Below are 23,972 nucleotides of genomic sequence, written 5' to 3'. Positions count from 1 at the left end.
CGCGTCCGGTTCACACGACCCCATCCCATGAAAACTTTCGCACTCCTTTTCCTTTCCGCCATGGCCTGCCATGCCCGCGTCGTCGAATATGACCTGACGATCGCTCGGCAGGACTTCACTCCGGGCAACGGCCTCAGGCCGATCCCGGCCCTCACCGTCAACGGCGGCATCCCCGGGCCGACGCTTCGTTTCCGCGAAGGCGACACCGCCCGCATCCGTGTCCACAACCAGCTCGGGAACGAGGAAACCTCCGTCCACTGGCACGGCATCGTCCTGCCGGTGGCGCAGGACGGGGTTCCGGGCGTGACCACTCCGCCCATCCTCGCGGGAGGCAAGCACGACTTCGAGTTCAAGCTGCCCCACTCCGGCACCTACTGGTATCACAGCCACACCACCCTTCAGGAACAACGCGGGGTTTATGGCTCCATCGTCGTGGATCCGGCGGGCGGAGAACCGGTGAAGGCGGACCGGGATCACGTCGTGGTCCTGTCCGACTGGACGCTGGAGAAACCCGAGGAGGTGATGCGCTCGCTCCGGCGTGGCGGCGATTGGTATGCGTTGAAAAAAGGTTCCATGCAAAGCCTCGCCGGCGCGGTGAAGGCGGGCGAACTCAAGTCGTTCTTCGAACGCGAATGGTCGCGCATGCCCGCCATGGACATCTCGGACGTCGCCTACGACGCGTTCCTGGCGAACGGCCGGCCATCGATCCACCTGCCCGGCAAGCCTGGCGAAACGGTGAGGCTGCGGTTCATCAACGCGGCCGCCGCCACCTACTTCTACCTCCAGTCCGCCACCGGCCCCATGAAGATCGTCGCCGCGGACGGCCCGCCGGTGAAACCCATCTCCGTCAAACGCCTGCTCACCGGCATGGCCGAGACCTACGACGTCATCGTGAAAATCCCGCCAACCGGGAAATGGGAGGTCCGCGCGACGGCGCAGGACGGGTCCGGCCATGCCTCCGTTTTCCTCGGAGGGGGAACACTCCATCCGGCTCCCGACGTGCCGAAGCCGGACAACTACAACATGGACTCCCACCTGATGGCCGCCATGGACGAGATGGACATGCCGGGCATGGACATGTCCGGCGGCAAGGAGGACACGGACGCGGATCCGGAGCGTCCGCTTCCACCCTACTCACGGCTCCGCTCGCCGGTGCCGACCGGTTTCCCGGCATCCCTCCCCCGCCGGACCATCGAACTGCGGCTGACCGGCGACATGGAACGCTACATCTGGTCCTTCAACAACAAGACCTTCGCGGAGGATGGCACGATCCCCATCAAGGAAGGCGAGGTCATCCGCATGGAATTCATCAATGACACGATGATGCACCATCCCATCCACCTTCACGGTCACTTTTTCCGGGTGCTCGCCGGGCAGGGGAACGACGCTCCGATGAAACACACCATCGATGTCCCGCCGATGGGCAAGCGCACCGTCGAGTTCCGCGCGGACAACCCCGGCGACTGGCTGCTGCACTGCCACCTGCTCTACCACATGCACGCGGGCATGACGCGCATCTTCGCCTATCAGGACAAAAGCTGGAAACCACCCACACAGGGGAAACTCAAGCCCGGCACCAACCAGATCTGCACCGACAACTGCTGCGTCCCGGCCTCGGAACAAACCACCGGCACGCCTCCGGGCATGCCTCCTGGCCACATGCCACACGGCGGAGGACACGAGCATGATCCCCTGCTCGCGTTTCTCGACGGCTCGATCCAGTCCCACATGAGCGAGGGCACGCTGACCGTGATGAATTCCCGCAACGACTTCTTCGCGTCATGGGAGGCGGGCTACGGGGATGAAAACACCTACGAGGCCGACATCGGTTGGAAGCGCTACTTCGACCCGAATTTCTCCACCGTGCTCGGCTGGCGTTTCACCGACCACGACGGAGACGAGGACCGCGCCTTCGCGGGGGTGGAATACCGGCTGCCCCTGCTGGTGGAGAGTTTCCTGCAGATCGACAGCGAGGGCGACCTCCGGGCCGGTCTTGGAAAATCCATCCAGATCACCGACAGGCTCGGCGTCTTCGGCGATGTCCGGTACGACACCGGCAGCAAATGGGAATGGAGCGTCGGCGCGGACCACACCCTGACCAAACAGTTCTCCCTCATTTCCCAATACCACTCTGATTTCGGCTTCGGCGGAGGCCTCCAGTTCCGCTTCTGAAACACCAACCGACAACACCATGAAAACACTGATCACCCTGCTCGCCGCCTCGTTCATCGCCGGCACCACCGGCCTCCATGCGGCCCCCGCGAAGACCAAGACCTATCCCAAGGACGTCTGCATCGTCAGCGACAACAAGCTCGGCTCGATGGGCCGCGTCATCACCAAGACCCACGGGGACCAGGAGGTGAAGTTCTGCTGCAAGCCCTGCGTGAAGAAGTTCGACAAGGACCCGAAGAAGTACCTCGACAACCTCAACAAGAAAAAGTGAGTCCGCTCCGGACAGCCGCCTTTCAATTTCCGGACTGTTTCATCAGCCTCGCCGCGATCTCCTTCAGATCCTCCACGGGGATCGCGAAGCTTTCCGCCCGGTTGGCCCGTGCGATGTTCATGCCCACGCAACGCCCGTCCAGATCCAGCAATGGTCCGCCCTGGATGGCGCGGCTGCCCAGGATGTCATGCTGGAGAATCCGGGGAAACCCGCTGCGCCGGGGGGAGAATTCGCCGCTCATCTGATCGTTCCGGTCCGGTTCTTCCGCGAAAAGCTCACCCTTCGCGGCAAGCCTTACATCGACCGTCGCCTCCGCCTCCTGGCGGCGGTAGGTGAGTTTCACGGTGGTCCCCGCCTTGCGGTCCTTCAGCACCTCGGCCATGTCCTCGATCTTCTTCATCGGCCTGCCCTCGATGCTCAGGATCACGTCTCCGGACTGCAATCCGGCTTCCTTCGCGCCGCTCTTCTCGTTCACGCTGTCGATCTCGAGCAGCTTGGTCTTCTCTTTCAGAACCACGCCCAACGCCGCTCCGCCGGACGCCGGGATCTCGCGGGTTTTCGCGCTCACGATCCCCGCCATCAGCCGCCGTCCGGTCCGCGTCGTCGCGCCGTTCGCCACCACCCACGTGCCTTGGCCCACCTCGCTCGTCCGGGCGTAAACCACCGGCACCAGCCCGGTCGCCTCCACTTTCAGCAAGGCCACGTCCCAGGTGGGATCGACCATCAGAATCTTCGCCGAGCCGTACTTCGTCTGGTCCACCGTGACCGCGGGCGCGGCGACGTCCAGCACCTCGCTGGCTTTTGTCAGGATGTGCCCTTCGGCGGAGATCACCACGCCATAGGCGATCTCCTTGCGGCCGTCGAGAATCACCGCGCTGGAGGTCTGCAACACCTTGCGCTGCGGCTCGAAGGCCGCCACCACCGCCGTCCCCGTCGTGCGGAACGCCGAGTCCAGGTTCTGCTGGCCGGCGCAGGGCAGCAGCAGCGCGAAAAACGCGGGAATGAAAAATTTGTCAGCGCTCACCGAGTTCGAGGGTAAAGGTTTTCGGCTTGCCGCCGCGCTCCATGTCCAGCGTCAGCTCGTCGCCGGCGGACATCTCCCCGAGCAGATCCTGCATCTGCTCGCGGGTCTTCATCTCGGTGCCATTGAGCTTGTGGAGGATGTCGCCCTCCTTGACACCCGCCTCCTCCGCCGGACTCCTGCTGCCCACCTTGGTGATCCGCAGGCCACCCTTGGGGTTCGGCTCCGTGGCGAGTCCGAGGAATCCGTTGCCCTTCACCGGGAGTTGCGCGTAGGGACCTTCGCCGATGAACTCCCCCTTCATCATGCCATCCCAATTGGAAATGAATTCCGCCATCGGCACGTGCATGTTCACCTGGAGCTGGGCGCCGACCCGCGAGTGGATCCCCACCAGCTTGCCCGTCATGTCGAACAACGGCCCGCCCGAATCCCCGCCGATCAAGGTGCAGTCGGACTGGAAAGAAGAGCCCGCAATCCGCACCAGCCGCCCGATCCGCACCACCGACCCCCGCTCCTTGTTGAAGCCGCCGGAGTGCCCGAGCGCGAACACCCAATCACCCAGCAAGGTCGTCGCCGCGCGGTCCATTTCCACGAACGGATAGGTCCCCGGCTCGGTGATCCGGATCATCGCGGCGTCCTTGTCCGCCACCAGACCGAGCGTTTCCGCCTTCAGCTTGGTGCCGTCCTCAAGCTCGACGGTCACCTTCTTTTTCACCCCCGTCGCCACGTGCGCCGCGGTGAGGATCAAGCCGTCCGGCGAGACGATCACGCCGCTGCCGGAACCGTCCTTCAGTTCGATGCACACCGTCGCCGCCCGCGCCTTGGGCAAGGCCGCCGTCAGCGATTTCTGGATGGCCTCCAGGTCCTTGCGGCTTTCCGGCGCCTTGAGATCATTGAAATAAGGCCGTCCCTCGCTGGCGGAAGCGCACCACGGCAGCAGGGCCAGCATCGGAAGAATCAGGAGCAGCTTCATCGGGTTCGGGTGACGGCATCCTATCCGCATCCCTGGCTTCCCGCAACCTTGGACTGATTCCAAAGCTCAGGCTCTTTTCCGAAACAGCCCGACCCATTCCCGCCCCTCGCGGCCGGGATACGCCCGCTCCGGCACCCAGCCGCCGATGCGCTCGAAGTGTGGGGAAAACCATTCGTCCAGCTCCGCCAGTGTCGTGCCGAACGGCGGACCGGAGGCATCCTCGCCCGCATCGAAGGGGTTGAGGAAAAACACCCCCGCCAGCAGGCCACCGGCAGGCAGGCAGCCGGCCACCGCCGCCGCGTAGCGTCCCCGGTCCGCAGGGTCGATCGCACAGAAACACGTGTGCTCCCAGATCGCCGAGAATGTTTTTCCCTCGCGCCATGCGGGATCGAGGAAATCGCCCGTCTCGTAGGTCCCACATGCCGCCGGGGAAAATTCACGCGCCCTCGCCACCGCCGTCTCCGACAGATCCAGCCCGACCACCGGAACCCCCAGCCCCCCCAGCGCCCGGACATCATGTCCGTAGCCGCAGCCCGGCACCAGGACCGGTCCGGGTCCCCACATCCCCGGCTCGGATTTCTCCAACAACTCCAGCAGCGGCGGTGCCGCCCGGCCTTTTTCCCATGGCATGTCCCCCGCCTGATAGCGATTCTCCCAATCCGTCATGCCCGGATCTTCCCGCCGCCGTCCCACCCTTGCAAAGCATTTCACGACCGCCCCGCCGTTCGAAGCTTCACAACCCCGGAAGAGCTCCCAGGCCGCGTTTGTCATCGACCTGTTCCGGACACGTCCCCATGCTTCCGTTAGACACCATGATTCCCAGAGTCCTCCCTTTTTTCATCGCTCTCCCCCTGCTCTTGATTTCCTGCGACCGCAAGAATCCGGCCGCACCCGTCACCAGAACTCCGGCTGAAATCTCCGTCGCCCTCGCCAAACGCGGCTACATCCCGCCCGCCGGCAGCAGGATCCGGAGGGAACTGACCATTGTCATGAACGACAGCGTTCTCCGGGTGGAGGCGGGTGGCAAACGGACGTTGGGCATCACCAGCAACATCAGCACCGACACGGAGGATCTCGAATTCATTTCCGATACCAAAGTCCGCCGCATCGCCAGCAGGCTGAAGACAGGCAGGGCCGTCATCGGCGGAACCACCCGGACGGTTCCGGATTCGGTGTCGGATTTCCGCCTTGATGGCAAGCCGGTCATCATCGAAAAAAAGGACGGTGTATGGATGGCGTCGATGGAAACCGGTACCGCAGACCTCCAAGCGAGACGCTTCATCAATGATATCGCGGAGGCATTCAATCTTGAATCCGATGTGGAAACCTACGGTGAAACGCCGCGCAAGGTGGGGGAAAAATGGGACGTCCATCCCACCAGAAGCAAAATCCTCGGCGAGGTGAGGAATCTCTCCGGCAGCCAGTCGATGGAGTTCGTGCGGATTGAAGACTTCCGCGGCACCCCATGCGCCATGCTCAGGGCGGTGATCGACCTCAAAGGCGAAGGCGGTGAATTCAGCGGGCAGTCCGTCCGGATGCGCTTCCGTGGCGATGTGACGATCCTCCGCTCGCTGAAGGACATGCTCGACCTCCAATCGAGCTTCTCGGGCATCGTGACGCTCGACAGCACCACCGCTCCGGGAACCACCCTGCATGTCGAAGGGACCACTTATATCATGGATCAAACCACGGTGACCCCTCCCTGAAGACAACGGGCGTTCCCCATCTGCTTTTTTATCATCGACCCCGCCACATGGCCCCCTCAGTTTACCGCAATCCCGAAAATGAAAACCATCGCTTGTAAAACCCTTCCGCTCTTCATCACCCTCCCCCTGCTCGTTACCTCCTGCGAGAAGAAATCCGCGCCATCCTCCGCGGAAAACGTCGCCGCGGTCGTTCCGGCCGATGCTCCGGTGATTCTTGCCAAGCGGGGCTACCTCCCGCCCGCGGGCACCAAGACCGGAATGGAACTTTCCATAGCAATGGAGGATGCGAACGTGCAGATCGATGCCGGTGGCCAACAAATGCAGGGCAAGGTCAACCAATCCACAAAAGGAAGCGAAACACTCGAATTCCTCCCTGGCGAAAAAATCCGCCGCACCGTCGTCAGCAAGAAGATCTCCGGGAAGATGACGATCAACGGAATGGACCAACCGATTCCCGACTCTTCCGATCCGCTTGAGGGAAGCACGGTGTTGTTGTCCAAGACCGACGGCAAATGGACCGCCGCCCTTGAAGACGGCAGCAGCCCGACAGAAGCACAGCTAACGGCCATCGAGAAGATGGCCAAACCGCTCAACAACGAATCCGATGCCGAAACCTATGGCGAAGCGCCACGGAAGATTGGAGACAAATGGGAGGTCGATCCCACCAAGATCGGCTCCTTCGGCGAGGCGGAAAATTTGACCGGAACCTACTCGGTCGAATTCGTGCGCGTCGAGGATTACCAAGGCACTCCCTGCGCGGTGTTGAAAGCGAAGATCGATCTGAAGGGAACAACCGCCAGCAAGGGTCGCGGAAGCATGAAAATGCGGATCCGCGGCGATGTCATGACCCATCGCTCGCTGAAAGACATGACCGATCTCCAGGTCGTCACCAGCGGCTCGGTCGACCTCGACGGAGCACCCGCCCCCGGCTTTTCGATGCATATGGAGGGGCCGATCAGACTCACCCAGAAGGTGACCGTCACCCGCCCTTGAGAAACGGGCAAGATCCCATTCCTCCTCCCCCCGGTTTCCGACAGGTATCATGATTCCCAGGATTCTCCCGCTCCTCATCGTCCTTCCGTTGCTCTCGATTTCCTGCAAGCGCAAGGAACCGGTGCCACCCGGCACCGCCGCCGACACGCCCTCCGCCCCCCCTTCGGAAACCGGTTTCATCCTCGCGAAACGCGGCCACATCCCTCCCGCCGGCACCAGAGGCAAAACGGAAGGCATCCTGACGATCGACAATGCCACAATACTTTCTCATACGGATGGACGCGAATCGAAGGGTGTCTACTTCCATGGCATCGAGGCCCGGGGAACTTTCGAATTTCTCTCGGACACAAAAATCCGCCGCATGCTGGTCAGCCGGAAGATCACGGGAAAAACGGTGTTCGGCGACAGGGAGTTTCCCGAACCCGTCAAACCTGTTCCGCTCGAAGGCCGGCCCATCCTCGTTGAAAAGAAAGACGGCAAATGGGTCGCGGCACTCGAAACCGGAACTCCCGAACTGGAATGGGTGCCGGAAATTGAAAAAATGGCGGACTTCCTCAATCGTGAGGTTGATGTCGAACTTTACGGAGACAACCCCCGCAAGGTGGGCGACAAATGGGACGTCGATCCCACAAAAATAGGAAGTTTCGCCATCTTGGACGATATGACCGGAACTTATGCCATGGAGTTCACGGGGATCGAAGACTACCAAGGCATCCGCTGCGCGGTGCTCAAGGCTGAAGTCGACCTCGCGAGCAAGTCCGACGAGAGGCAGATGAACATGCGGCTCCGCGGAACGGTGACGACACATCGCTCATTGGGGGATCTAAGCGACCTGCGGACGGTCACTTCGGGCAACATCAGCATCGACGCGACACCTGCTCCCGACGTCACCGCCCATATCGAGGGCCCTGTGGAGATCACCCAAAAAATCATTATCGACCGTCTTTGACGAGGGTGAGGATAGACAACGAGTTTGCGTCCAAGATAGAGCAAATTGAGCCGGATAATCGTGCATGATGCGCTTTTCTCTAAGTCGCACGGCCAATCCACCATTGATTATCATGGCTTTCCGACGCGGGCACGCCACCCGCTAGGAAGGAGGCATGGACACACAAACTCTCCTTCGCTCTTTCGGAAAACTCTCCACCATCCCAACCGTGGCCGCGATGTTCCTTGTGGCCCCGCTCTCCCACGCCGACATCCCGGATTCCTCGTCCGGCCAGTTCAAGGGCATCTACAAGATCGCTTCCAGCACGGACCCGATCTTCCCGATGGGCACCGATCAGGAATGGTTCCTTGATTTCGGCAAAGGCATCACCAGCGGGACCATGAGCGGCAAGGTCGCCGTTTCCCTCCGCGAGAATCCGAAAGTCCGCGTCCGCATCATGGTGTGGCAGTATTTCCCAAAACAAGGGAACATCATGATCGGCAACACCTACGCCGAAGGCTCCAACAAGGCGGTGGCCAAGGCCGACTGGCAGTTGGACACCACCTCCAAGGGGGTGATCTTCAAGCGCGACGGCTACCAGATCGTCATGCACCGTGCGGACCCCGCGGACTATTGAAGTCGATCGGATTCCAACGGGATTTCGTGGGGTTTATCGGGCAGGCTCCAGCTCGACGACGACGCGTCCGAACCTCGTTTCGCCAGCGTCCGCGCCAGCGTTCGCGCCAGAGTCCGGATCTTGGACGATCACCCTTTCCAAATAGGAGTTCACATTCTGGACCTGCTGGTCCTGTTCCCTGGCATCCGACCATCCACCCTCGCCATCATCCTCACCGAGGGTGGACGAGAACTGCGGACGGTATTTCAATCCCGGCGAATCCTTCCGGCGCAGGTAATCGATCCTGAGCCCGCCCGAAACACGCCTGATGGCAGGAAGCCCGCTCGTTCCCTCGCCCGGCTGAAGCTGGCTTGACGCGCCTGACGAAGCGACCGTCGGGTCCATGTTGAACGCGAATTTCAACAGATTCGAAATTCCATCCTGCCGGGGAGAGGCGCTTGGGATCAGGTATGGACCATCCAAGCCATACGACATCGACCATTGCTGGAGAGCCCCGAGAGCCGATGGCTCGATATTCAGAACGGAATTTCCCCGGGCTCCGCGGTATCCGAGAACGGCGATGTTATACCTGACGTTCGCACGGGCGTAAAATTCGAGTTCGCTGGTGTTGATCACATCCGAGGCATTGTCATTGGAGGCGACGGCCTGCAACTGGGCGACATAACTTCCGGTGAACACCTGGAGGATGGTATCGAAACCGCTGCCGTGGGTTGAGATCCTGAAATAGCCGCTCACCGGCGGTCTCCAACTGTACCAGATGGATGCGCCGCCGTTTTGATGAAGATTCGGCTCGCCGGATTCGAGTGTCGCGTTCTGGTTGGAGCCGTTCGTGGTGACATTCGATTCAGACAGGGCGGTCCTGGCGGAGAAATCATCGTTCCCGGGCCTCGCCACATTCTCGTGGATTTCCAGATTGAACAGTCCTTTCCCTCCATAACTCCCATGCACCGAGATCTGGTAGGTGGTGCCGGCGATGGCGTTGAAGGATTTCCGCAGCGAGCCTGAAGCGACGGGGCTCAGGCCGCCCACCGATGTCCCTGTGAAAATGCGCAGATACGTGTCGAAATCGCCGCGGATGCTCTGGATTTCGTAACTCCCGCTCTTCGGAGCCGTCCAGCGGTACCAAACCGACGACACGTTTCCGGTGCCAGGATCGGGCTCGCCCGCTTCCATGGTCGCCGCCACATTTGTCCCGGAGAAAAAGACCGGCACTCCGGTGGGAATGGCGATCCTGTTGGCAAACTGGTCGTTCGCCGGGGGAAGGAGCGCCGCCCGTATCTGCAATTGGAATTCGCCCTGGCCGCCTTCGTCTCCGAGAACGGCGATGCGATAGTTCGTTCCCGCGATGGCGTTGATCGTGACCGTGCGGTTGCCGGACGCCACGGAGGCCAGAGTGTTCACCGCGTTTCCGGTGAACACACGAAGGATCGGATAGAAGCCGCTCACAGGCACCCTGATTTCGAAACTGCCGCTGGAAGTGGGTTTCCATTGATACCAGACCGACGCCTTGCCACCGGAAGACGCCGGTTCGCCCGTTTCCAAGGCCGCCACCACGTTCGTTCCGATCTCGAAGGCCGGGAGCGCGGCGGGGATCACGGTTCCATTTGCGAACAAGTCGTTCTTGGGCGGAGCCGCCTGGCGTATCTCAAGCTGGAACGCACCCTGGTCGCCGCCCACTCCGTACAATGCGATCTGGTAGGTGGTGCCCGCGGTGGCGATGAACGGTTTTTGTGACGCGTTCGATACCACCGGAGTCAGCGACCTCAGCAAGCTGCCCGTATAGACATCGAGCGCGAGGTCCAGATCGCCATCCGCCACACCGATCTTGTAAACTCCCGCGGCAGGGGCGGTCCAACGATACCAGACGGTCGATCCTTCATAATCGCCGTGCTTCGGTTCGCCGGACTCATCGGAGGAATTCACATTCGATCCGGGCTGATCCACCGGAACCGAGGAGGGTATTACGATGGAATTGGCGAAATGGTCGTTCACCGGGGAGGTTTTCCGGCGGATGACGAACTGGAAAGGAGACTGGCCGCCATAACTTCCACTGGCGGCGATCTGATAGGTGGTTCCGGCCGTGGCTGCGATGGTTCCCCAATAAGTGATCCTCGTGACAGGAGTGAGGGTCTCCAACGTGCTCCCGCTATAGATGTCCAGCGGATGGCCGACTCCATTGAGACGTGGAACGCTGAATTCATAGTTACCGGTCGCAGGCGCGGTCCAGCTGTACCAGACAGACGCCACATCGACGGCATTCTCCGGGTTCAGCTCGCCCGGCTGGATGCCGGCTCCCTCGCTGCTGCCCATGACATAGGCGGGAAGTCCCTCCGGTATCACGATCCGTGCGGCGAAATCGTCGTTCGCAGGCGGCAGGAGCTGGCGGATCGCCAGCTCGAATCCCGCCTCGCCCAACCGGGCCCCTTCGATCCTGAACTGGTACTCCGTCCCCGCGGTGGCCTTGATCACCGTTCGGGTGAAAACCGAGGCGACCGGATTCAGGGAGTTGATGGAATTCCCGGTGTAGACATTGAGTTGTGATGCGTAAACATCGTGGTTCACGAAACTGATTTGAAAATTTCCGCTGGAGGGAGCCGTCCAGCGGTACCAGACGGAGACCCCTCCACCGCCGCTCGGATCCGGTTCACCCTCCTCCCGGGTTCCATCCACCTGCGAGCCCTCGACAGAAACGGGAAGCCCGGACGGTATCATGAAGCGGTTCGCGAAGTGATCGTTGCCGGGCGCCAGCACCGCGCGGACCGCCAGCTCGAACTCTCCCGTCAGCTCCGGCCCATATCCATGAACGGCGATCTGATAGATGGTCCCCGCGGTGGCCGTGATGGTGATGGCGTTGGAGGAAGTCGTGACGACGGGGGTGAGATGATTGAACGCATTCCCGGTGAAGACATGCAGGACGGAAGAAAAACTCTTGTATGGCAGGCTGATGACGAATTTACCGCTGGCGGGAGCCACCCAGCGGTACCAAACGGATGCCCCGCCATCCTGGTCCGGGCTCAATTCCCCCGGCTCCAGCGTGGCATCGACGTTCGATCCCCTCACCGAAGCGGGAAGCCCCGGGGGAATCATGATGCCTTGGGAAAAGCGATCGTTCAACGGCGGTGACGGCTCCCGGATTTCCAGTTGGAACGTACCCAGCTCCACATACCCGGACGAAGTCGGATAACCATGGAATCCCTGGACGGCGATCTGATAGGTCGTGCCGGCGGTGGCGGCGATGCTGCTCCGTCCATTGTAAGCGGAAGCCACGTGATGGAGCGACTCCAGGGAATTCCCCGTGAAGATCCGGATCACCGGTTCCGAATTATGGGGAAAAATGGTGTTGATTCTGAAATTTCCGGTGGAAGGAGCGGTCCACTGATACCAGACGGACGCCCTGTTATCCATGAAATAGGGCTCGCCGGTCTCCAGCGTCGCGGACAGGTTCGATCCGGAAAGGGAGACAGGCAGTCCCGCCGGGATCACGATCCGGTTCGCGAAGTTGTCGTTCGCCGGAGGACCGTTCGCCCGGATGCCCAGCTTGAACGCCCCCTGGACTCCGCTCTTTCCCACGACGGAGATATGATAGGTGGTGCCGGCGGTGGCGGCGATGGATTCCCGGAAATCGGACGACGCGATCGGCTTGAGGGCGTCCAGGGCGTCTCCCGTGAACACGTGAAACGTTGATTTCAAATCCCACTGGGGAAGGCTGATTTCATAGCTGCCGCTGGCGGGTGCGGTCCACCGGTACCACACCGACGCTTCCTTTTGTGAGACAGGATATGCCTCGCCTGTTTCCCACGTCGCATCCACATGCGAGCCCGACAGGGTGACGGGAAGCCCCGGAGGAATGACAAAGCCATTGGCGAAATGATCGTTCACCGGGGGTGTGATGGGACGGATCGCCAGCCCGAAGCTCCCTTCTTGTCCAAATGCCGCATGAACGGAAAACTGGTAGGTCGTGCCGGAAACGGCTGCGATGACACTCCTCGTCCGGGTTCTCGAAAGCTGCTGGAGCGAGTCCACCGAGCCGCCCGTGAAAATCCTCAGGTTGGCATCGGGCCCTTTGTCCAAAAGCTTTATTTCGAAATCGCCGTTCGAGGGTGCTGTCCATCGGTACCAGACGGAAGCCCCGCCTCCCGCGCCCGGGTCCGGTTCGCCGGCTTCCAACGTGGCTCCCTTGTTATCACCGTCGATCGAGACGGGAAGAGGTGCGGTGATCCCGATGCTGTTGGCGAAATCATCGTGAACCGGCGTAGCCTCGGCGATGGAGGATGTTACGACAAGTGATGAGACAATACTGATGATTTGCTTGAAAAACATACTCCGAGGGGGATTCCTAACAATGACAGGGATGCGGAAAAAGCGGCAATGACGGCGCATGCAAATGATGTGACCGGAGATCTTTTACAAGTTCCAAAATCGGAAGTGATTTCCCCGAAGCCCGGAACCGCCCCGTCACATGCGCCGCAGGTAATCCGGCATCTGATCCCGCTGGGAGGCGGGTGGCACCGAGGCGCTGGAGAACGAAATGACGGCACCCACCCCCGCCGCGTGCGATCCTCCCAAGCGGGGTTCCACCTCAAGCTCGGGGAAACGATGACGCGCGCGCGCCCGGAGCCAACGGGTCAATCCGAATGCCGCGAGCAGGAGCCCGGCCAGTGCCGAGGCCGGCAGCGCCGCTTTCGCGGCGGCTTCCTTCACCCAGGCGAATTTGCCATGGGGCGCGGGCGCGGCCGCCGCTTTCTTTTCAACAATGGCCGCCCCCTCGGCGCCCGGATGCGGCCGGATGTCCAGGGTGGATGAAAGCATGCGCTCCATCCAATAGATGCGGACCGACATCTGGCCGAGGAACTTCTCAAGCTGTTCCGCAGGGATCGTGCGTTCGGACGCCTGCATGACCGAGCTTTCCAAGGCGCGCCGCTGTTCGGTCGTCGAGATGGAACCGGTGAGCGACGGACTCAACGAGATGACGGACCGTTGTGGCGCACCCAGATAATAGAAGACCACGGCCGCGGGCCGGCCCTCGTTGAAAAGACGCTCCATCATTTCCTCGTCCCTGACGTCCGCCGGGATTTCCTGATCCTTTTCCAGCAGGTAGACGAAGAGGTCGATGGACGAGTCGCTGGCGTGATAATTGAGGAAACCCAGACGGTCCTGGTAGTCGGCGGGAGCCAGCAGGCCTTGGGGATCCACGAGAAAACTCTTCGGACGCTCCGCAAAATAGTCGGGCAGGAACTTTTCCGGCAGTTCGGGAAACACGGTGGCATCCCCCGCGATCTCATCCGGCGAAGGTGCTTCCAAGGCCTCCGCGGCGGCTCTTTCCGGTTCTCCGGGGATCGGATCGTCTGTCAGCAAAACCGCACCCGCCAGCCAGCCGTCCGCCTCGCGCTCGGCGCGCTGCCGGGTTTCCCATGCCGGAAGCGGTGGTTCGTCGGAGGCCAGCGCGATGGAGGCCAGACAGGCTGTGATACCAACAATGGCCGGAATCTTCACCGATGGACCTCCTCCGCTTTCTCCTCCGCCGCGTGGCCGTGACCCGCACGGATGCCACGCACGACGTCCCCCGGACGAGCGCGGAGGCCCGCCTTGCGCTCGAAGTGTTCCGGGTCGCGCCGCGCCTGGCGGCTGCGCTTGCGGAGCACGACATCCAGGTGGGAGATCACGCGCAAAATGCCATCCGCATAGCGGCCCTCCAGCCAGTGGGAGTGGGCGCGGGTGAGACAGTCGAAGGTATCGGACTCATCCAAAAACGGATCGAGCAGATAGCCGAAAACCATGCCCGCGGCCTTGGATTCGGGATCGATGGTGATCAGAATGCCCGCTTCATTCGGTTTCTCCACCGGCACGTCCTCGAACGCGGCGCGGTTCAGCAGCCAGAAGCCGAACTGCCGGATGTTCGCGACCTCACCGAGCGAACCGGTGTAAACCGCGACGAAAATCTGCGGGAAACGGCGGGAAATCTTCTCCATCGCCGCCTCCACCGTCGGGCGGTCGCCACGGCGGAGAATCCCCGCGCTGTCCGTGAGACAACGGAGCCGAACGTCTTCCGAACCGAAATTCGCATCGGCGTCAGCGAGCGTGAATCCACAGTGCGGGCAGGACGCCGCGGCTCGGTGGATGCGCTGGACACAACGGGGACATTTCATGGTCGGAAAGGATGTATTCTTATACGAAAGTTCCATGGCAGGTCAAAGCGAATCATTTAAGATGCGCTAATTACCTTCCTCAACGCTGGATCGCCCGGATGCTGAAGAACTGTTTTCCGGCCCCGTCCGGCGGGGGGGCGTAGGTGACCGTCACCCTCTCGTAGTCGGTCCCCGCCAAAGGCTCGGCGGATGACGAGATGATGTGCGGCGCGGCGTCCGTCCAGCCGAGAAGATCGTCCGACACCATCACCTGGTATCCGGCGGCGGACTTGTCCCTGAGCGCGATGTAGCTGAGCACCACCGGGCCGTCCGGTGTGGCCCGGGTCAGCGGAACGCTGATGCCATCATGGACCTGGGGATTCACCCCGTAGGCGAACTCGCCGAAGTTGGTGATCCCGTCGTGATCGAAATCCAGGCCCGCGGTCCGGTCGCCCTGCAGATGATGGATGCCGGGGAACCATGCCTTCGTCCAGTCGTCGTAGGCCGTGGACGCGGCGGCCAACGTCGGAGCGGGAGGGTCCGGTGGTCCGGACAAGAGTGCCGTGATTTCCGCTTGGGAAAGCACCTTGTTGTAAATCCGGATCTCATCCAAACCACCGACGTAGCTGGCGCCGGGGTTTCCCGGAGTGGCGCCGATGGAGATCACCGGATTCGACACCAGCGTGGTGGTGCTGCCGGTGCCCGCCTTGTCCAGGGTTCCGTTGATGTAAATCCTCACCTCGCCGGAGGTCTTCGCGCGGGTCACGACGATATGTTTCCACTGGCCGTCGTTCACGCTCGTGACTCCGTGATTCTGGATGGACGCCGTCGCACTGTTCACACCGGTCATCACGGTGATCCGGTTGACCGACCCCGTCGCCCCCGACGAACGCGTGCCGGCGATGATGAAATCCGAGGCATTGCCCGGAGTATCGCAGAAAAACAGCGATGCTCCCTGCGCGCCCGAGTCGGCTCTCGGGAAGCCCTGTGAGGTTTTCATCCAAAAGGAGAATGAGAAATCGTTGCCGACGATGTTCGGGATCTCCACCCGGTTCGAGTTGTTGAAAACAAGCCCGCCGTTGAAATTTCCGGCACCCCACGCGGGTGGTGTCGTCCCGACAAGCGTTCCATGATGCCCGCCCGACGCCGAAACATCCTTGGCCACGGTGCCGCTGGCGTCATCCAGCCGGTACCAGGCCAGCAGTCCGTCCGGATCGACGCCCGGCGGCTCGACCACCGCCTGCACGTACCTGTTGGACTCGTAGTTGCCGGCGTTCCCCGCATTCCGAGCCGCGTCCGCGGGCAGGGTGATTTTCACCTGATCCACATTGGCGGTAGCGACCGAAAGCACGTAGTCGGTCCCGCTCCCGGTCAATCCTGTCGCGGTGCCGCCCCGGATGTCGAAGTCCTGGACCGTGAGGCCGGTGACCTCCTGCGTGAAACGCACGTCCACCGCGAACGGCCCCGTGGTGGTGGCCGGGCCGGTCAGCCTGACGAGAGGGCCGGTGCCGAGGCTGTTGATCCAATCCGTCATGAGCTGGATCGCCGCCTGATCCACGATGTGCTTGGCGATGGGAGGCATCTTGATTTCCGCCAGCGAACCCATTCGGCGCAGCATGATGGAACGGCCCGGATCACCAGGCCGGATGATGCGGTTGAGGTCGTCGCCGTAGGTGGTTTCGAGTTCGCCGAAGATCAGTCCCTGCCGTTCGATGGGAGTCGTGAGCCGCGCGTCGAAAAAGGCCCGCACCCCGCCCGGCTGGTGGCACTGGGAACAATTTGAATCGATGTAGGAACGGACGCGTTCGGTGAGATCCGCCGTTGTCTCCGCGACGTTGTGGCTTTTCAACATCCAGCCGACGAGGTCCGGCCGGTAGGAGCCATCGAACCACCCGAGCGCGCCGAGCGTCTCAAGCTGGTTCGCGGTGCGTCCGGTGAGCGGGTAGGTCATGTCGCCGTTGAGCTGCTGGGTTTTCACGCCGAGGATGTAGCCCGCGTTGCCATTGTGGCAGAACCGGCAGTCGCTCCTGCCCGGGTAGGTCCACGTTTCCTGGCGGACTCCCCCGTCCGTGGTGGCGATGTCGATCTGCTCGTCGAGCCCGGCGGGCAGCAGCTCCGCGTCGCTGCCATCCGGCCGCCAGCGGTAGGTGAATCCGAACGGCTCGCCCTCGGTGGGCATGATGATGAAGCGGGTTTCGAGACGGCGGTGGACGGACGGAGCCGCGTCATCCACCGGTAGTTCGAAGTGCTTGATGAAAACGGTGCCGGTCGGGAATTTCCAATTTTCCTCGGGCTGGAAAACGATCTTCTCCGCCGGGGTGTCGTGCGCGCCGTCGTTCGGCAGCGCGATCCAGCGCATCTTCGCCGCGCGATCCGACCACAGCGGCGCGTTCACCGTGTAGGGCACCACGCCCGGCGCGGGGGCCAGCGTGGCGAGATTTGAAAACGCTCCCGTCTGCGAAAGCAACGGCGGCGGGTCCACCACCGGAATCATCGGCATGACCGGTTGGCTGCCATAGAGGAATTTGGAGGGTGGCAGCGCTTCGTCGGTGATCCTGACTTCGTCGAAGTCGGCGCCCGTCACCCAGTCCGCCGCATTTCCATTGTAAAATCCCCGCCCCACCGACCACACGCCGGACTGCAGGTTTCCGACGTAGCCGGTGGCTTGGGCGATCTGGGTGTAGCTTCCCGCGTCATGGCGGAAAACGGTGAGCGTTCCAGCCGCCACATCCCCGATGATCGCCAGGTGATACCAAGTGTCACCGGTGAATGACCCGGCCGGCAGCACCTTGAGCGGCACGGTGGTCCAGGTGTTGGTCGCCGGGTTGATGGTCCGCACATTCAGGAACAGATCCCCGTTCGCGAGAGGAAAGGTGGTGGCACCGGCATCGTTCCGGCCCCAGCGCATGAGGCGGAACGGCTGGAGCGCCGGACCGTCCTCACCATCCGCCGGTGGTGTGGTGCCGGTCTGTCCGTCCAGCCCGATGAAACACTGGTAGCCTCCGCCGAGCGAACCCGCCGCGGGCCGGAAGCTCAGCTCGACGGTGAAATCGTTGATCACCCCGAGCTTCGATTCCGTGTGCAGATCCCCCGCCAGATTGCCCGGCCATCCGTCCGCATCCCCCGCCGCCATGTGGACACCCCGCGTGTTGGCGGGAAATCCGGTCGGGCCCAGGCCGCTGCCCTCATTGTAAAAAACGTTCGCACTGGCTCCCTCCCCGTCGTCATCCGCCAGCAACCTCACTCCCCGGGCCACGGTGTTTTCCGCGGCGTGCTCCGGATTGTCCGCGACGTATCCCGAAACATTGTCCGCCGCCTGATCCTCGAAACGGAACCAGCCCGCGCGCGTCGTCGCCGCAGGGACGGTCGCCAGCTTGAAATAACGCCCGCGTGTCCCCGTGCCATTGATTTTCACAAAAATCGGTTCTCCCGCCTGATCCCAGCCGATGGTGGATGTCCCGCTGTAAACACTGCCGCTCGGCATGTCCGTCAGCAGGTCGTTGGTCGCGATGGTGCCATCGTAGGTGTGCGCGCGGATGTGGCTGGTGACATTGTCCACCGTGAGATATTTCCCCACCAGCGCCGGATGGGTGGTGCCCCGATAGACGAATCCTCCCACCGTGCAGGCGTCGGTGGCGTGGCTGGCATCCCAGATCGGCTCCTTCAGCGTCCCGATGAGCGGACTCGGCACCACCGGCGGCTGTGGCCCGGTCGGCCGGGCGATGCTGCCCTCGCGGAACGGCCAGCCGAAATTCGCCCCTGCCGTAATGATGTCCAGCTCCTCGCGGGTGTCCTGCCCGCTTTCCGCCAGCCACATCAGGCCGGACACGTTGTCGTAGGAAAACCGGTAGGGCTGGCGGAGGCCGATGGCGTAGAACTCCTCGAGGTTTCCACCGCCCGCATCCACGAACGGGTTCGAATCCGGGATCGTGTAATTCGCGGTGTAGCTGTCCGGCCAGGCGGCGGGCGTCGCGGGGTGGCGCAGGGGCTGACGGCGGATCGGGTGACTGCCCGCCTTCTTGTCCACATCGATCCTCAGGATGCCGGAGAACAGGCGGTCGTTGATCTTCTGGCCGTCATTATACTGGTCGTTCGAGCCGCCTTCGTCACCGATGCCGATATAAAGATACCCCTCGGGACCGAAGACCATGCACCCGCTGTCATGCCACTGCTGCTGGTCGTACTGCTGGATGAGGATCTGCTCGCTGGCGGGATCCGCGACCGGCAGGCCGTTGCCGCCGGTGGTCACGGTGAAACGCGCCAGCCGCCAATAGGACTCGTTGCCATTTCCCCCGGCGGGTTTCCACTTGTAGGTGATGTAGACGTAGTCGCGGTTCGGCGAACCCGGCTGGCCGAACTCCGGGTGGAACACCAGCCACGTCATCCCGCAGTCGCTGTCCGTGAAAACGATGTTGCTCAGGTCGAGGAACAGATGCGTCGTGTTCGCCGCCGGGTCGTTTTCAAAAGTATAAACCCGCCCTTCCTTCGCGACGCAGATCAGCCGGTTCGTCCCGGGATAGGGCGCGAGACACATCGGCAGCCGGATGTTGATGCCGTTGAAGGTCTCCTGCACCGTCCAATCGCTGGCACCGGTCGGCTCCGCATGGGGGAACGCGTTGTTCAGGAAAGGTCCGACGGCCTCAGGAGCGTTGAGGCCGGGCGTGCCCGCCATCGCACCGAGCGAAAGCGAAAGCCCGCCCGCGATCATCACGGGCAACGATTTCATCCACCGGAGAATCCCGGCGAAAGGCGTTTTTTGAGTCATTGGGTTTGGGGTTTTGGACAGCTGGAAAATCAGCAGTCCGTCATGTGACAACCGGATTCTAGTGGCCGGGGTCCGCAGATCAAGCCGCGCTCGGTGACGGTTTTCCGGACCAGCCCGCCCACGGGTGATGGCTCGGCTCCCGTTCCCCGGCACCCGCCCTTTCAATCCCTGCCGTCCAAAATCCTCTTCAGCTCCTCCGCGGGGACTTTCTCAAACGCCTTTTGCAGGACTTCCGGCTGGTCCTTTTGCACCTTGTAGGCCTCGCGGATGAAGCGGTCGCGGTTCGGGCCGGGGTGATCCCGGATCCAGTCCTGAAACTCGGCCAGGTGCTCAGGGACGTCCGTGACCTTCCAGGTCATCTGCGTTCCCCCGTAGGACGGGCCCGTCTCTCCATCCAGAAAAACCGCCAGTTGGTGGATGTAGCCCTCCATATTCTCCTCGCGGATCGAACCGTCGTTCAGCGGGCCGAGGAAGGCGGGATACCATGAGGGCATGCGATGCAGCATCGCCGAGTTCACCGCCTCCAGTTGCATATCCTCCCGGAGACCGCCGATCAGCGAGACAAAATCCTCGGGTTTGTCAGATGCGGCCTCCGCCAGTCCCCGCACGGCCGCGACCTGCTGGCCGCGCTCGCCGAGGGATTCCACGTATGCCTGCGCCGCCTTGGGATCGGCCCTGTAGAGAGGGTTCAACAGGTTGCTGAGGCCGGTGTAGGCGGAGACTCCCATCTCTTCCTGCAGCCATTTCATTCCGGCGAAAATGGCGGGAGCCGAGCTTGTGTCGAAAGCGCTGGTCGCGGCGTATTGCCGGATGCTCGAAGGAGCGGTCTTGATGAATTCCAGTGCCGCGGCGGGATCTTTTTTCAACAGATGGTAGAGGGCCATCGGCATCAGGGCGTTCTGGTGGTCCACACCCAAGGACGTCGCCCAGCGGAGGGCGGCAGCCGCGTCCGTACGGGCGAGAAAACTCGCGTAAATATCGGCCATCGCCACCGTCAGACCGCCGATGGGCAGATTGTCGAGCGCGACCCGGACCTCTCCGGGGTTCAGTCGGTCGAGGTGCTTGAAGTTTTCATCCGCCAATCTCAGGGTAAAGCCTCCCGTGACGACCCCGTCCAGCCGCCCGGCCCAGCGCAGGGCGGCCGCCGGATCGCTGGCCAGGGTTTCCCGGAGCAGCTTGTTAAAGAAAAACCGGTTCTCCCGGTCATAGCCGAAGCGCGGGGGAAGGCGGAGGGCGGCGCGGTAGGCGGCGTCCGGATTCCGCGCGATCCACGCGCTGAAGAACTCCTCCACCACCTCCGGCGCCGGCTGGGGATCCGCCTTGAGCAGCCAGCGGAAAAATTCCTCCGGCCTGGATTTCGCACAGGCGGCGGCCCACGCGCCGGTGATTTGTTCCGGTATCTCCAGACGGCTTCTGGTGGAAACCTCGTCTCCGCGCGCAGGAGCGGACGCGCTTCTCGTCGCCGCGTCGCCGGGGGATGTTTCCCGTTGCGGGAGTGGAAGCAAAACACCGGTCAGAACACCCGTGCCAATCGCGATCCAGGCGGTCGCGTGTTTGAGGTTTTTTCCAAATGACGTCTTCATGGTTTGCCCGTCTCCTTCTCCTTCTCCTTATCCTTGGCGGAAGTCTTTTTTTGAGCCGCCTCTTCGCTTGCTTTCCGGCGCAGCGTTTCGTCCGTGATCGCAGCCGCCCATTCCTGCGCCCTCTCCGGATGATCCGCGGAAAAGCGTTTTACCATTCCCTCGATGGCCGCGTCCCGATCCGGCCCGGCGGGGAGTTTGTTCACCCATGCCGCAGCGAGATCCGGGTCCGGTCCTGACCACTCGAAGGTCGCCACCCGCAGGCCCTGCCGACGCATCTCCGCGTTCTCGATCGTCATCACACCTCTCACCGCGGACATGGGGTCGGCCAGGTGGTAGACATTCGCACCGCCGGCCCAGGCCTTCACCAGCTTCGCCAGCGCCTCGCGGGTGTGCCCGAATTCCGGCAGTTCGCGGATCATTTCCAGACAGAGCTCGGGTGCCCTCTCGCCGAAACCGGTGGCGCGCCGGCTCAGGAGCCACGCCCTTTCCTCCGGGCCCAGCCGCTTCACCAAGCGCACGCGCTGCTCCAGCGGCAGGGCGAAGAAAAATTCATCTCGCGCGAGTCTCGCCTCCTCGCCGTGGCCCAGGGCGAATGCGATGGAAATGCATTGATCCGGGTTCTCACGGATCAATCGCGGAATCAGACCGCGGAAAACCAACGCCGCGAGCTTCGGATCCTTCTGCCGCGCCAGCCAATCCAGCAGGAGATCGTAATGCATTCCACCCACCGCTTCCACCAGCACCTTCGCCAAGGCGGCGGCTTGCTCACGGTCTTCCATCCTGTCGATCCCGTCCATCATCTGGTCCGGGTGCTCTTCCATCCATCTTACCAGCGCCGCATTCTTCTCCGGCAGCAGCAGATCCCGCGGCATCTCAGCCGGTTCGGGCGTCCTTTCGACTACGCCATCCCTAGTAGCGGGGGCCGCGGGCGGCGGCACCGCCAGCGGGGTGGCTGCCGCCAGACGGATGCAAACCACAATGCCCGCCGCCAGCGCGGCCAACCCGATACCGCCGGCTATTTTCCACCATGAATGACACGTGGTATCCATTGTTTGATCAGTTGTCGGAAATTCCCCGGATGCAAATCATGCGGGGCGTTTCAACCATTCACGTTGACTAACGGGACGATTCGATCTGTCGAGATCTCTCCACGCGGGTCGACACCCGTCGCGACGGCAAATCTGATAGAAAGGATTGATCCTGCGGGGATTGGCACCTCCCCCGAGACTCCGGAGACTTCTGTAAATTCTTTGTAAACGGGTATCGAGGGAACTTCAGTTGCTCGGGAACGAGCGGCTAGGCATCCCTCGCCATCACCACTTCCGGATCGATCCGAACCACTGCCCCCTCACGCGAAGATCTCCTTCACCGCGACGCCCTTGCCGTCCTCGGTCGCATAAAACGGACGCTGCTCCACCTCATACATCATCTTCGGGCTGATGCCCATCGCCGTGAAGATGGTTGCGTGGAGATCGGTGATGGAGACCGGGTTCTTCGTCGCGATCAACGGCCGCTCGTCCGCCGTGGAACCGTAGAGGAAGCCGCGCTTCATCCCACCGCCGAACATGACGACCGACGAACCACCGGTGAAATGGCGGTGCAGTCCGTAGTGTTTCGATTCCAGCAAAACATCCGATTGCACCGTCGCCTGATCCTTGGCGGTGGACCCGGGCACGCCCTCGATCATCGCGTCCCGGCTGAATTCCGAGGCGATGATCACCAGCGTGCGGTCGAGCAATTTCCTTTCCTCCAGATCCTGGATCAGGCGGGCGACGGGTGAGTCGATCTCCCGGTGCATGCGCTCCACCACCGCGTGGCCGTCCGCGTGGGTGTCCCAGTTCAGGAAGGGGACATATTCCGTGGTGACCTCCACGAAGCGCGCTCCATTCGCCACCAGATTCCGTGCGAGCAGGCAGCCCTGGCCGAAGTGGCTGTCGCCGTAGGCGGCACGGGTCGCGGCGGATTCCAGACTGAGATCGAAGGCCTTCGCCTCGGGTGCGGACAGCAGGCGGTGCGCGCTTTCCAACGAGCGCAGCATGGACTCCTGCTGGTAGTCGGACATCAGGTCGCGGTGTGGATTGCGGTCCACCAGATTCTTGAAAAACGCCCGCCTGTTGGAGAAACGTCCCGGTTCCATGCCTTTCGGCGGGCGCACCGCGAGCATCGCTTCCGAAGGGAACGGCAGGTTCATCGGGCCGAACTCCGAGCCGAAGAATCCTCCCGTGGTGAAGGCCTTGAGTTCCTCGGACTCACCCACGCCTTCAAGCCGCTGGCCGATGTTGATGAAAGCGGGCATCACCGGATTTCTCGGCCCGAGCACCTTCGCCATCCACGCGCCGATGTGCGGCGCGGCGACGGTCTGCGGCGGCACGTAGCCGGTGTGCCAGTGGTACTGGTGCCGCGAGTGCAGAATCGAACCAAGGTCCGGCTGCACCGCCGAGCGGATGAGCGTCGCGCGGTCCATCACCTTCGCGATTTTTTCCAGGCCCTTGCAGATCTTGATGTTGTCCACCGAAGTATCGATGGCGGGGAAGGTGGACAGCATTTTGGAAACGGGCGCGCCCTTTTCAAACGGCTGGTAAAGTTTGGGATCGAAGGTCTCCGGCGCCGCCATCCCGCCGCCCATCCAGAGCAGGATGCAGGCATCCGCCGTGGCCTTCGGCTGGATGATCGTCTCGGCGGACGCGCGCGGACCACGGGACATCAACGCGGCGACCGAGGCGGCGGAGAGTTTTTTCAGGAAATCCCGGCGCGGTTGGTCGGGGTCGAGCGGAAGCGGTGACATGGCGGGTGGTTTT

16 protein-coding genes are annotated in these 23,972 nt (G+C 62.4%); 6 read left to right on the top strand and 10 right to left on the bottom strand.

Annotation, left to right across the window (positions count from 1 at the left end):
• Positions 1–27 precede the first annotated feature (27 nt).
• On the top strand, positions 28–2,172 hold the full coding sequence (locus JIN84_RS08135; protein ID WP_200350543.1) for a multicopper oxidase domain-containing protein: 2,145 nt from the start codon (positions 28–30) through the stop codon (positions 2,170–2,172).
• Positions 2,173–2,191: 19 nt separating this feature from the next.
• Positions 2,192–2,443: a hypothetical protein gene (locus tag JIN84_RS08130; protein WP_200350542.1), complete on the top strand. Its 252-nt coding sequence runs from the start codon at positions 2,192–2,194 to the stop codon at positions 2,441–2,443.
• A 22-nt stretch (positions 2,444–2,465) separates the two neighbouring features.
• Here the strand turns inward: JIN84_RS08130 and JIN84_RS08125 are convergent, their stop codons facing one another.
• The 3 genes from JIN84_RS08125 to JIN84_RS08115 form a co-directional block, all read right to left on the bottom strand.
• Positions 2,466–3,467: a PDZ domain-containing protein gene (locus JIN84_RS08125; protein WP_200350541.1), complete on the bottom strand. Its 1,002-nt coding sequence runs from the start codon at positions 3,465–3,467 to the stop codon at positions 2,466–2,468.
• The gene (locus JIN84_RS08120) at positions 3,457–4,437 is read right to left on the bottom strand and encodes a S1C family serine protease (protein ID WP_200350540.1); all 981 of its coding nucleotides are present in this window, start codon (positions 4,435–4,437) and stop codon (positions 3,457–3,459) included. Before JIN84_RS08120 ends, JIN84_RS08125 begins: the two co-directional genes overlap by 11 nt.
• Positions 4,438–4,503: 66 nt before the next feature.
• Complete coding sequence (locus JIN84_RS08115) at positions 4,504–5,103, bottom strand: methyltransferase domain-containing protein (protein WP_200350539.1); 600 nt, start codon at positions 5,101–5,103, stop codon at positions 4,504–4,506.
• 146 nt (positions 5,104–5,249) lie between these two features.
• Here JIN84_RS08115 and JIN84_RS08110 point away from each other — a divergent pair, with 146 nt between their 5' ends.
• The 4 genes from JIN84_RS08110 to JIN84_RS08095 all read left to right on the top strand — a co-directional run bounded on the left by JIN84_RS08110 (position 5,250) and on the right by JIN84_RS08095 (position 8,701).
• On the top strand, positions 5,250–6,143 hold the full coding sequence (locus JIN84_RS08110; protein WP_200350538.1) for a hypothetical protein: 894 nt from the start codon (positions 5,250–5,252) through the stop codon (positions 6,141–6,143).
• 78 nt (positions 6,144–6,221) lie between these two features.
• Positions 6,222–7,136 carry a hypothetical protein gene (locus tag JIN84_RS08105; protein WP_200350537.1) on the top strand — a complete coding sequence of 305 codons (915 nt, stop codon included), beginning with the start codon at positions 6,222–6,224 and terminating at the stop codon, positions 7,134–7,136.
• A 49-nt stretch (positions 7,137–7,185) separates the two neighbouring features.
• Complete coding sequence (locus JIN84_RS08100; RefSeq protein WP_200350536.1) at positions 7,186–8,085, top strand: hypothetical protein; 900 nt, start codon at positions 7,186–7,188, stop codon at positions 8,083–8,085.
• Between the two features lie 154 nt (positions 8,086–8,239).
• Entirely contained in the window at positions 8,240–8,701 is a 462-nt protein-coding gene (locus JIN84_RS08095; protein WP_200350535.1) for a hypothetical protein, read from the top strand.
• Positions 8,702–8,734: 33 nt separating this feature from the next.
• Here the strand turns inward: JIN84_RS08095 and JIN84_RS08090 are convergent, their stop codons facing one another.
• The 7 genes from JIN84_RS08090 to JIN84_RS08060 form a co-directional block, all read right to left on the bottom strand.
• Complete coding sequence (locus tag JIN84_RS08090) at positions 8,735–13,021, bottom strand: hypothetical protein (protein WP_200350534.1); 4,287 nt, start codon at positions 13,019–13,021, stop codon at positions 8,735–8,737.
• 135 nt (positions 13,022–13,156) lie between these two features.
• Complete coding sequence (locus JIN84_RS08085) at positions 13,157–14,194, bottom strand: hypothetical protein (RefSeq protein WP_200350533.1); 1,038 nt, start codon at positions 14,192–14,194, stop codon at positions 13,157–13,159.
• A complete protein-coding gene (locus tag JIN84_RS08080; protein ID WP_200350532.1) occupies positions 14,191–14,847 on the bottom strand; it encodes a TPM domain-containing protein in 657 nt (218 codons plus the stop codon). Before JIN84_RS08080 ends, JIN84_RS08085 begins: the two co-directional genes overlap by 4 nt.
• Before the next feature lie 79 nt (positions 14,848–14,926).
• The gene (locus JIN84_RS08075; RefSeq protein ID WP_200350531.1) at positions 14,927–19,552 is read right to left on the bottom strand and encodes a LamG-like jellyroll fold domain-containing protein; all 4,626 of its coding nucleotides are present in this window, start codon (positions 19,550–19,552) and stop codon (positions 14,927–14,929) included.
• A gap of 200 nt (positions 19,553–19,752) precedes the next feature.
• Complete coding sequence (locus tag JIN84_RS08070; protein WP_200350530.1) at positions 19,753–21,174, bottom strand: hypothetical protein; 1,422 nt, start codon at positions 21,172–21,174, stop codon at positions 19,753–19,755.
• Positions 21,171–22,223, bottom strand: a complete 1,053-nt coding sequence (locus JIN84_RS08065; RefSeq protein WP_200350529.1) for a hypothetical protein — start codon at positions 22,221–22,223, stop codon at positions 21,171–21,173. The genes JIN84_RS08070 and JIN84_RS08065 overlap by 4 nt, the downstream gene beginning before the upstream one ends.
• A 299-nt stretch (positions 22,224–22,522) precedes the next feature.
• Complete coding sequence (locus JIN84_RS08060; protein WP_200350528.1) at positions 22,523–23,959, bottom strand: DUF1501 domain-containing protein; 1,437 nt, start codon at positions 23,957–23,959, stop codon at positions 22,523–22,525.
• Between the last annotated feature and the right edge of the window lie 13 nt (positions 23,960–23,972).

Origin of the sequence: Luteolibacter yonseiensis (assembly GCF_016595465.1) — a bacterium.
In the GTDB taxonomy this organism is placed as follows: Bacteria; Verrucomicrobiota; Verrucomicrobiia; order Verrucomicrobiales; family Akkermansiaceae; genus Luteolibacter; species Luteolibacter yonseiensis.
This window is presented reverse-complemented; position numbering and strand designations above follow the sequence as displayed.

Excerpts from the sequence above, each read along its gene's own strand:
- JIN84_RS08135 (WP_200350543.1), top strand. The coding sequence starts at position 28 with ATGAAAACTTTCGCACTCCTTTTCCTTTCCGCCATGGCCTGCCATGCC.
- JIN84_RS08080 (WP_200350532.1), bottom strand. The coding sequence starts at position 14,847 with ATGAAATGTCCCCGTTGTGTCCAGCGCATCCACCGAGCCGCGGCGTCC.
- JIN84_RS08110 (WP_200350538.1), top strand. The coding sequence starts at position 5,250 with ATGATTCCCAGAGTCCTCCCTTTTTTCATCGCTCTCCCCCTGCTCTTG.
- JIN84_RS08095 (WP_200350535.1), top strand. The coding sequence starts at position 8,240 with ATGGACACACAAACTCTCCTTCGCTCTTTCGGAAAACTCTCCACCATC.
- JIN84_RS08090 (WP_200350534.1), bottom strand. The coding sequence starts at position 13,021 with ATGTTTTTCAAGCAAATCATCAGTATTGTCTCATCACTTGTCGTAACA.
- JIN84_RS08065 (WP_200350529.1), bottom strand. The coding sequence starts at position 22,223 with ATGGATACCACGTGTCATTCATGGTGGAAAATAGCCGGCGGTATCGGG.
- JIN84_RS08075 (WP_200350531.1), bottom strand. The coding sequence starts at position 19,552 with ATGAAATCGTTGCCCGTGATGATCGCGGGCGGGCTTTCGCTTTCGCTC.
- JIN84_RS08100 (WP_200350536.1), top strand. The coding sequence starts at position 7,186 with ATGATTCCCAGGATTCTCCCGCTCCTCATCGTCCTTCCGTTGCTCTCG.
- JIN84_RS08060 (WP_200350528.1), bottom strand. The coding sequence starts at position 23,959 with ATGTCACCGCTTCCGCTCGACCCCGACCAACCGCGCCGGGATTTCCTG.
- JIN84_RS08130 (WP_200350542.1), top strand. The coding sequence starts at position 2,192 with ATGAAAACACTGATCACCCTGCTCGCCGCCTCGTTCATCGCCGGCACC.
- JIN84_RS08115 (WP_200350539.1), bottom strand. The coding sequence starts at position 5,103 with ATGACGGATTGGGAGAATCGCTATCAGGCGGGGGACATGCCATGGGAA.
- JIN84_RS08120 (WP_200350540.1), bottom strand. The coding sequence starts at position 4,437 with ATGAAGCTGCTCCTGATTCTTCCGATGCTGGCCCTGCTGCCGTGGTGC.
- JIN84_RS08105 (WP_200350537.1), top strand. The coding sequence starts at position 6,222 with ATGAAAACCATCGCTTGTAAAACCCTTCCGCTCTTCATCACCCTCCCC.
- JIN84_RS08070 (WP_200350530.1), bottom strand. The coding sequence starts at position 21,174 with ATGAAGACGTCATTTGGAAAAAACCTCAAACACGCGACCGCCTGGATC.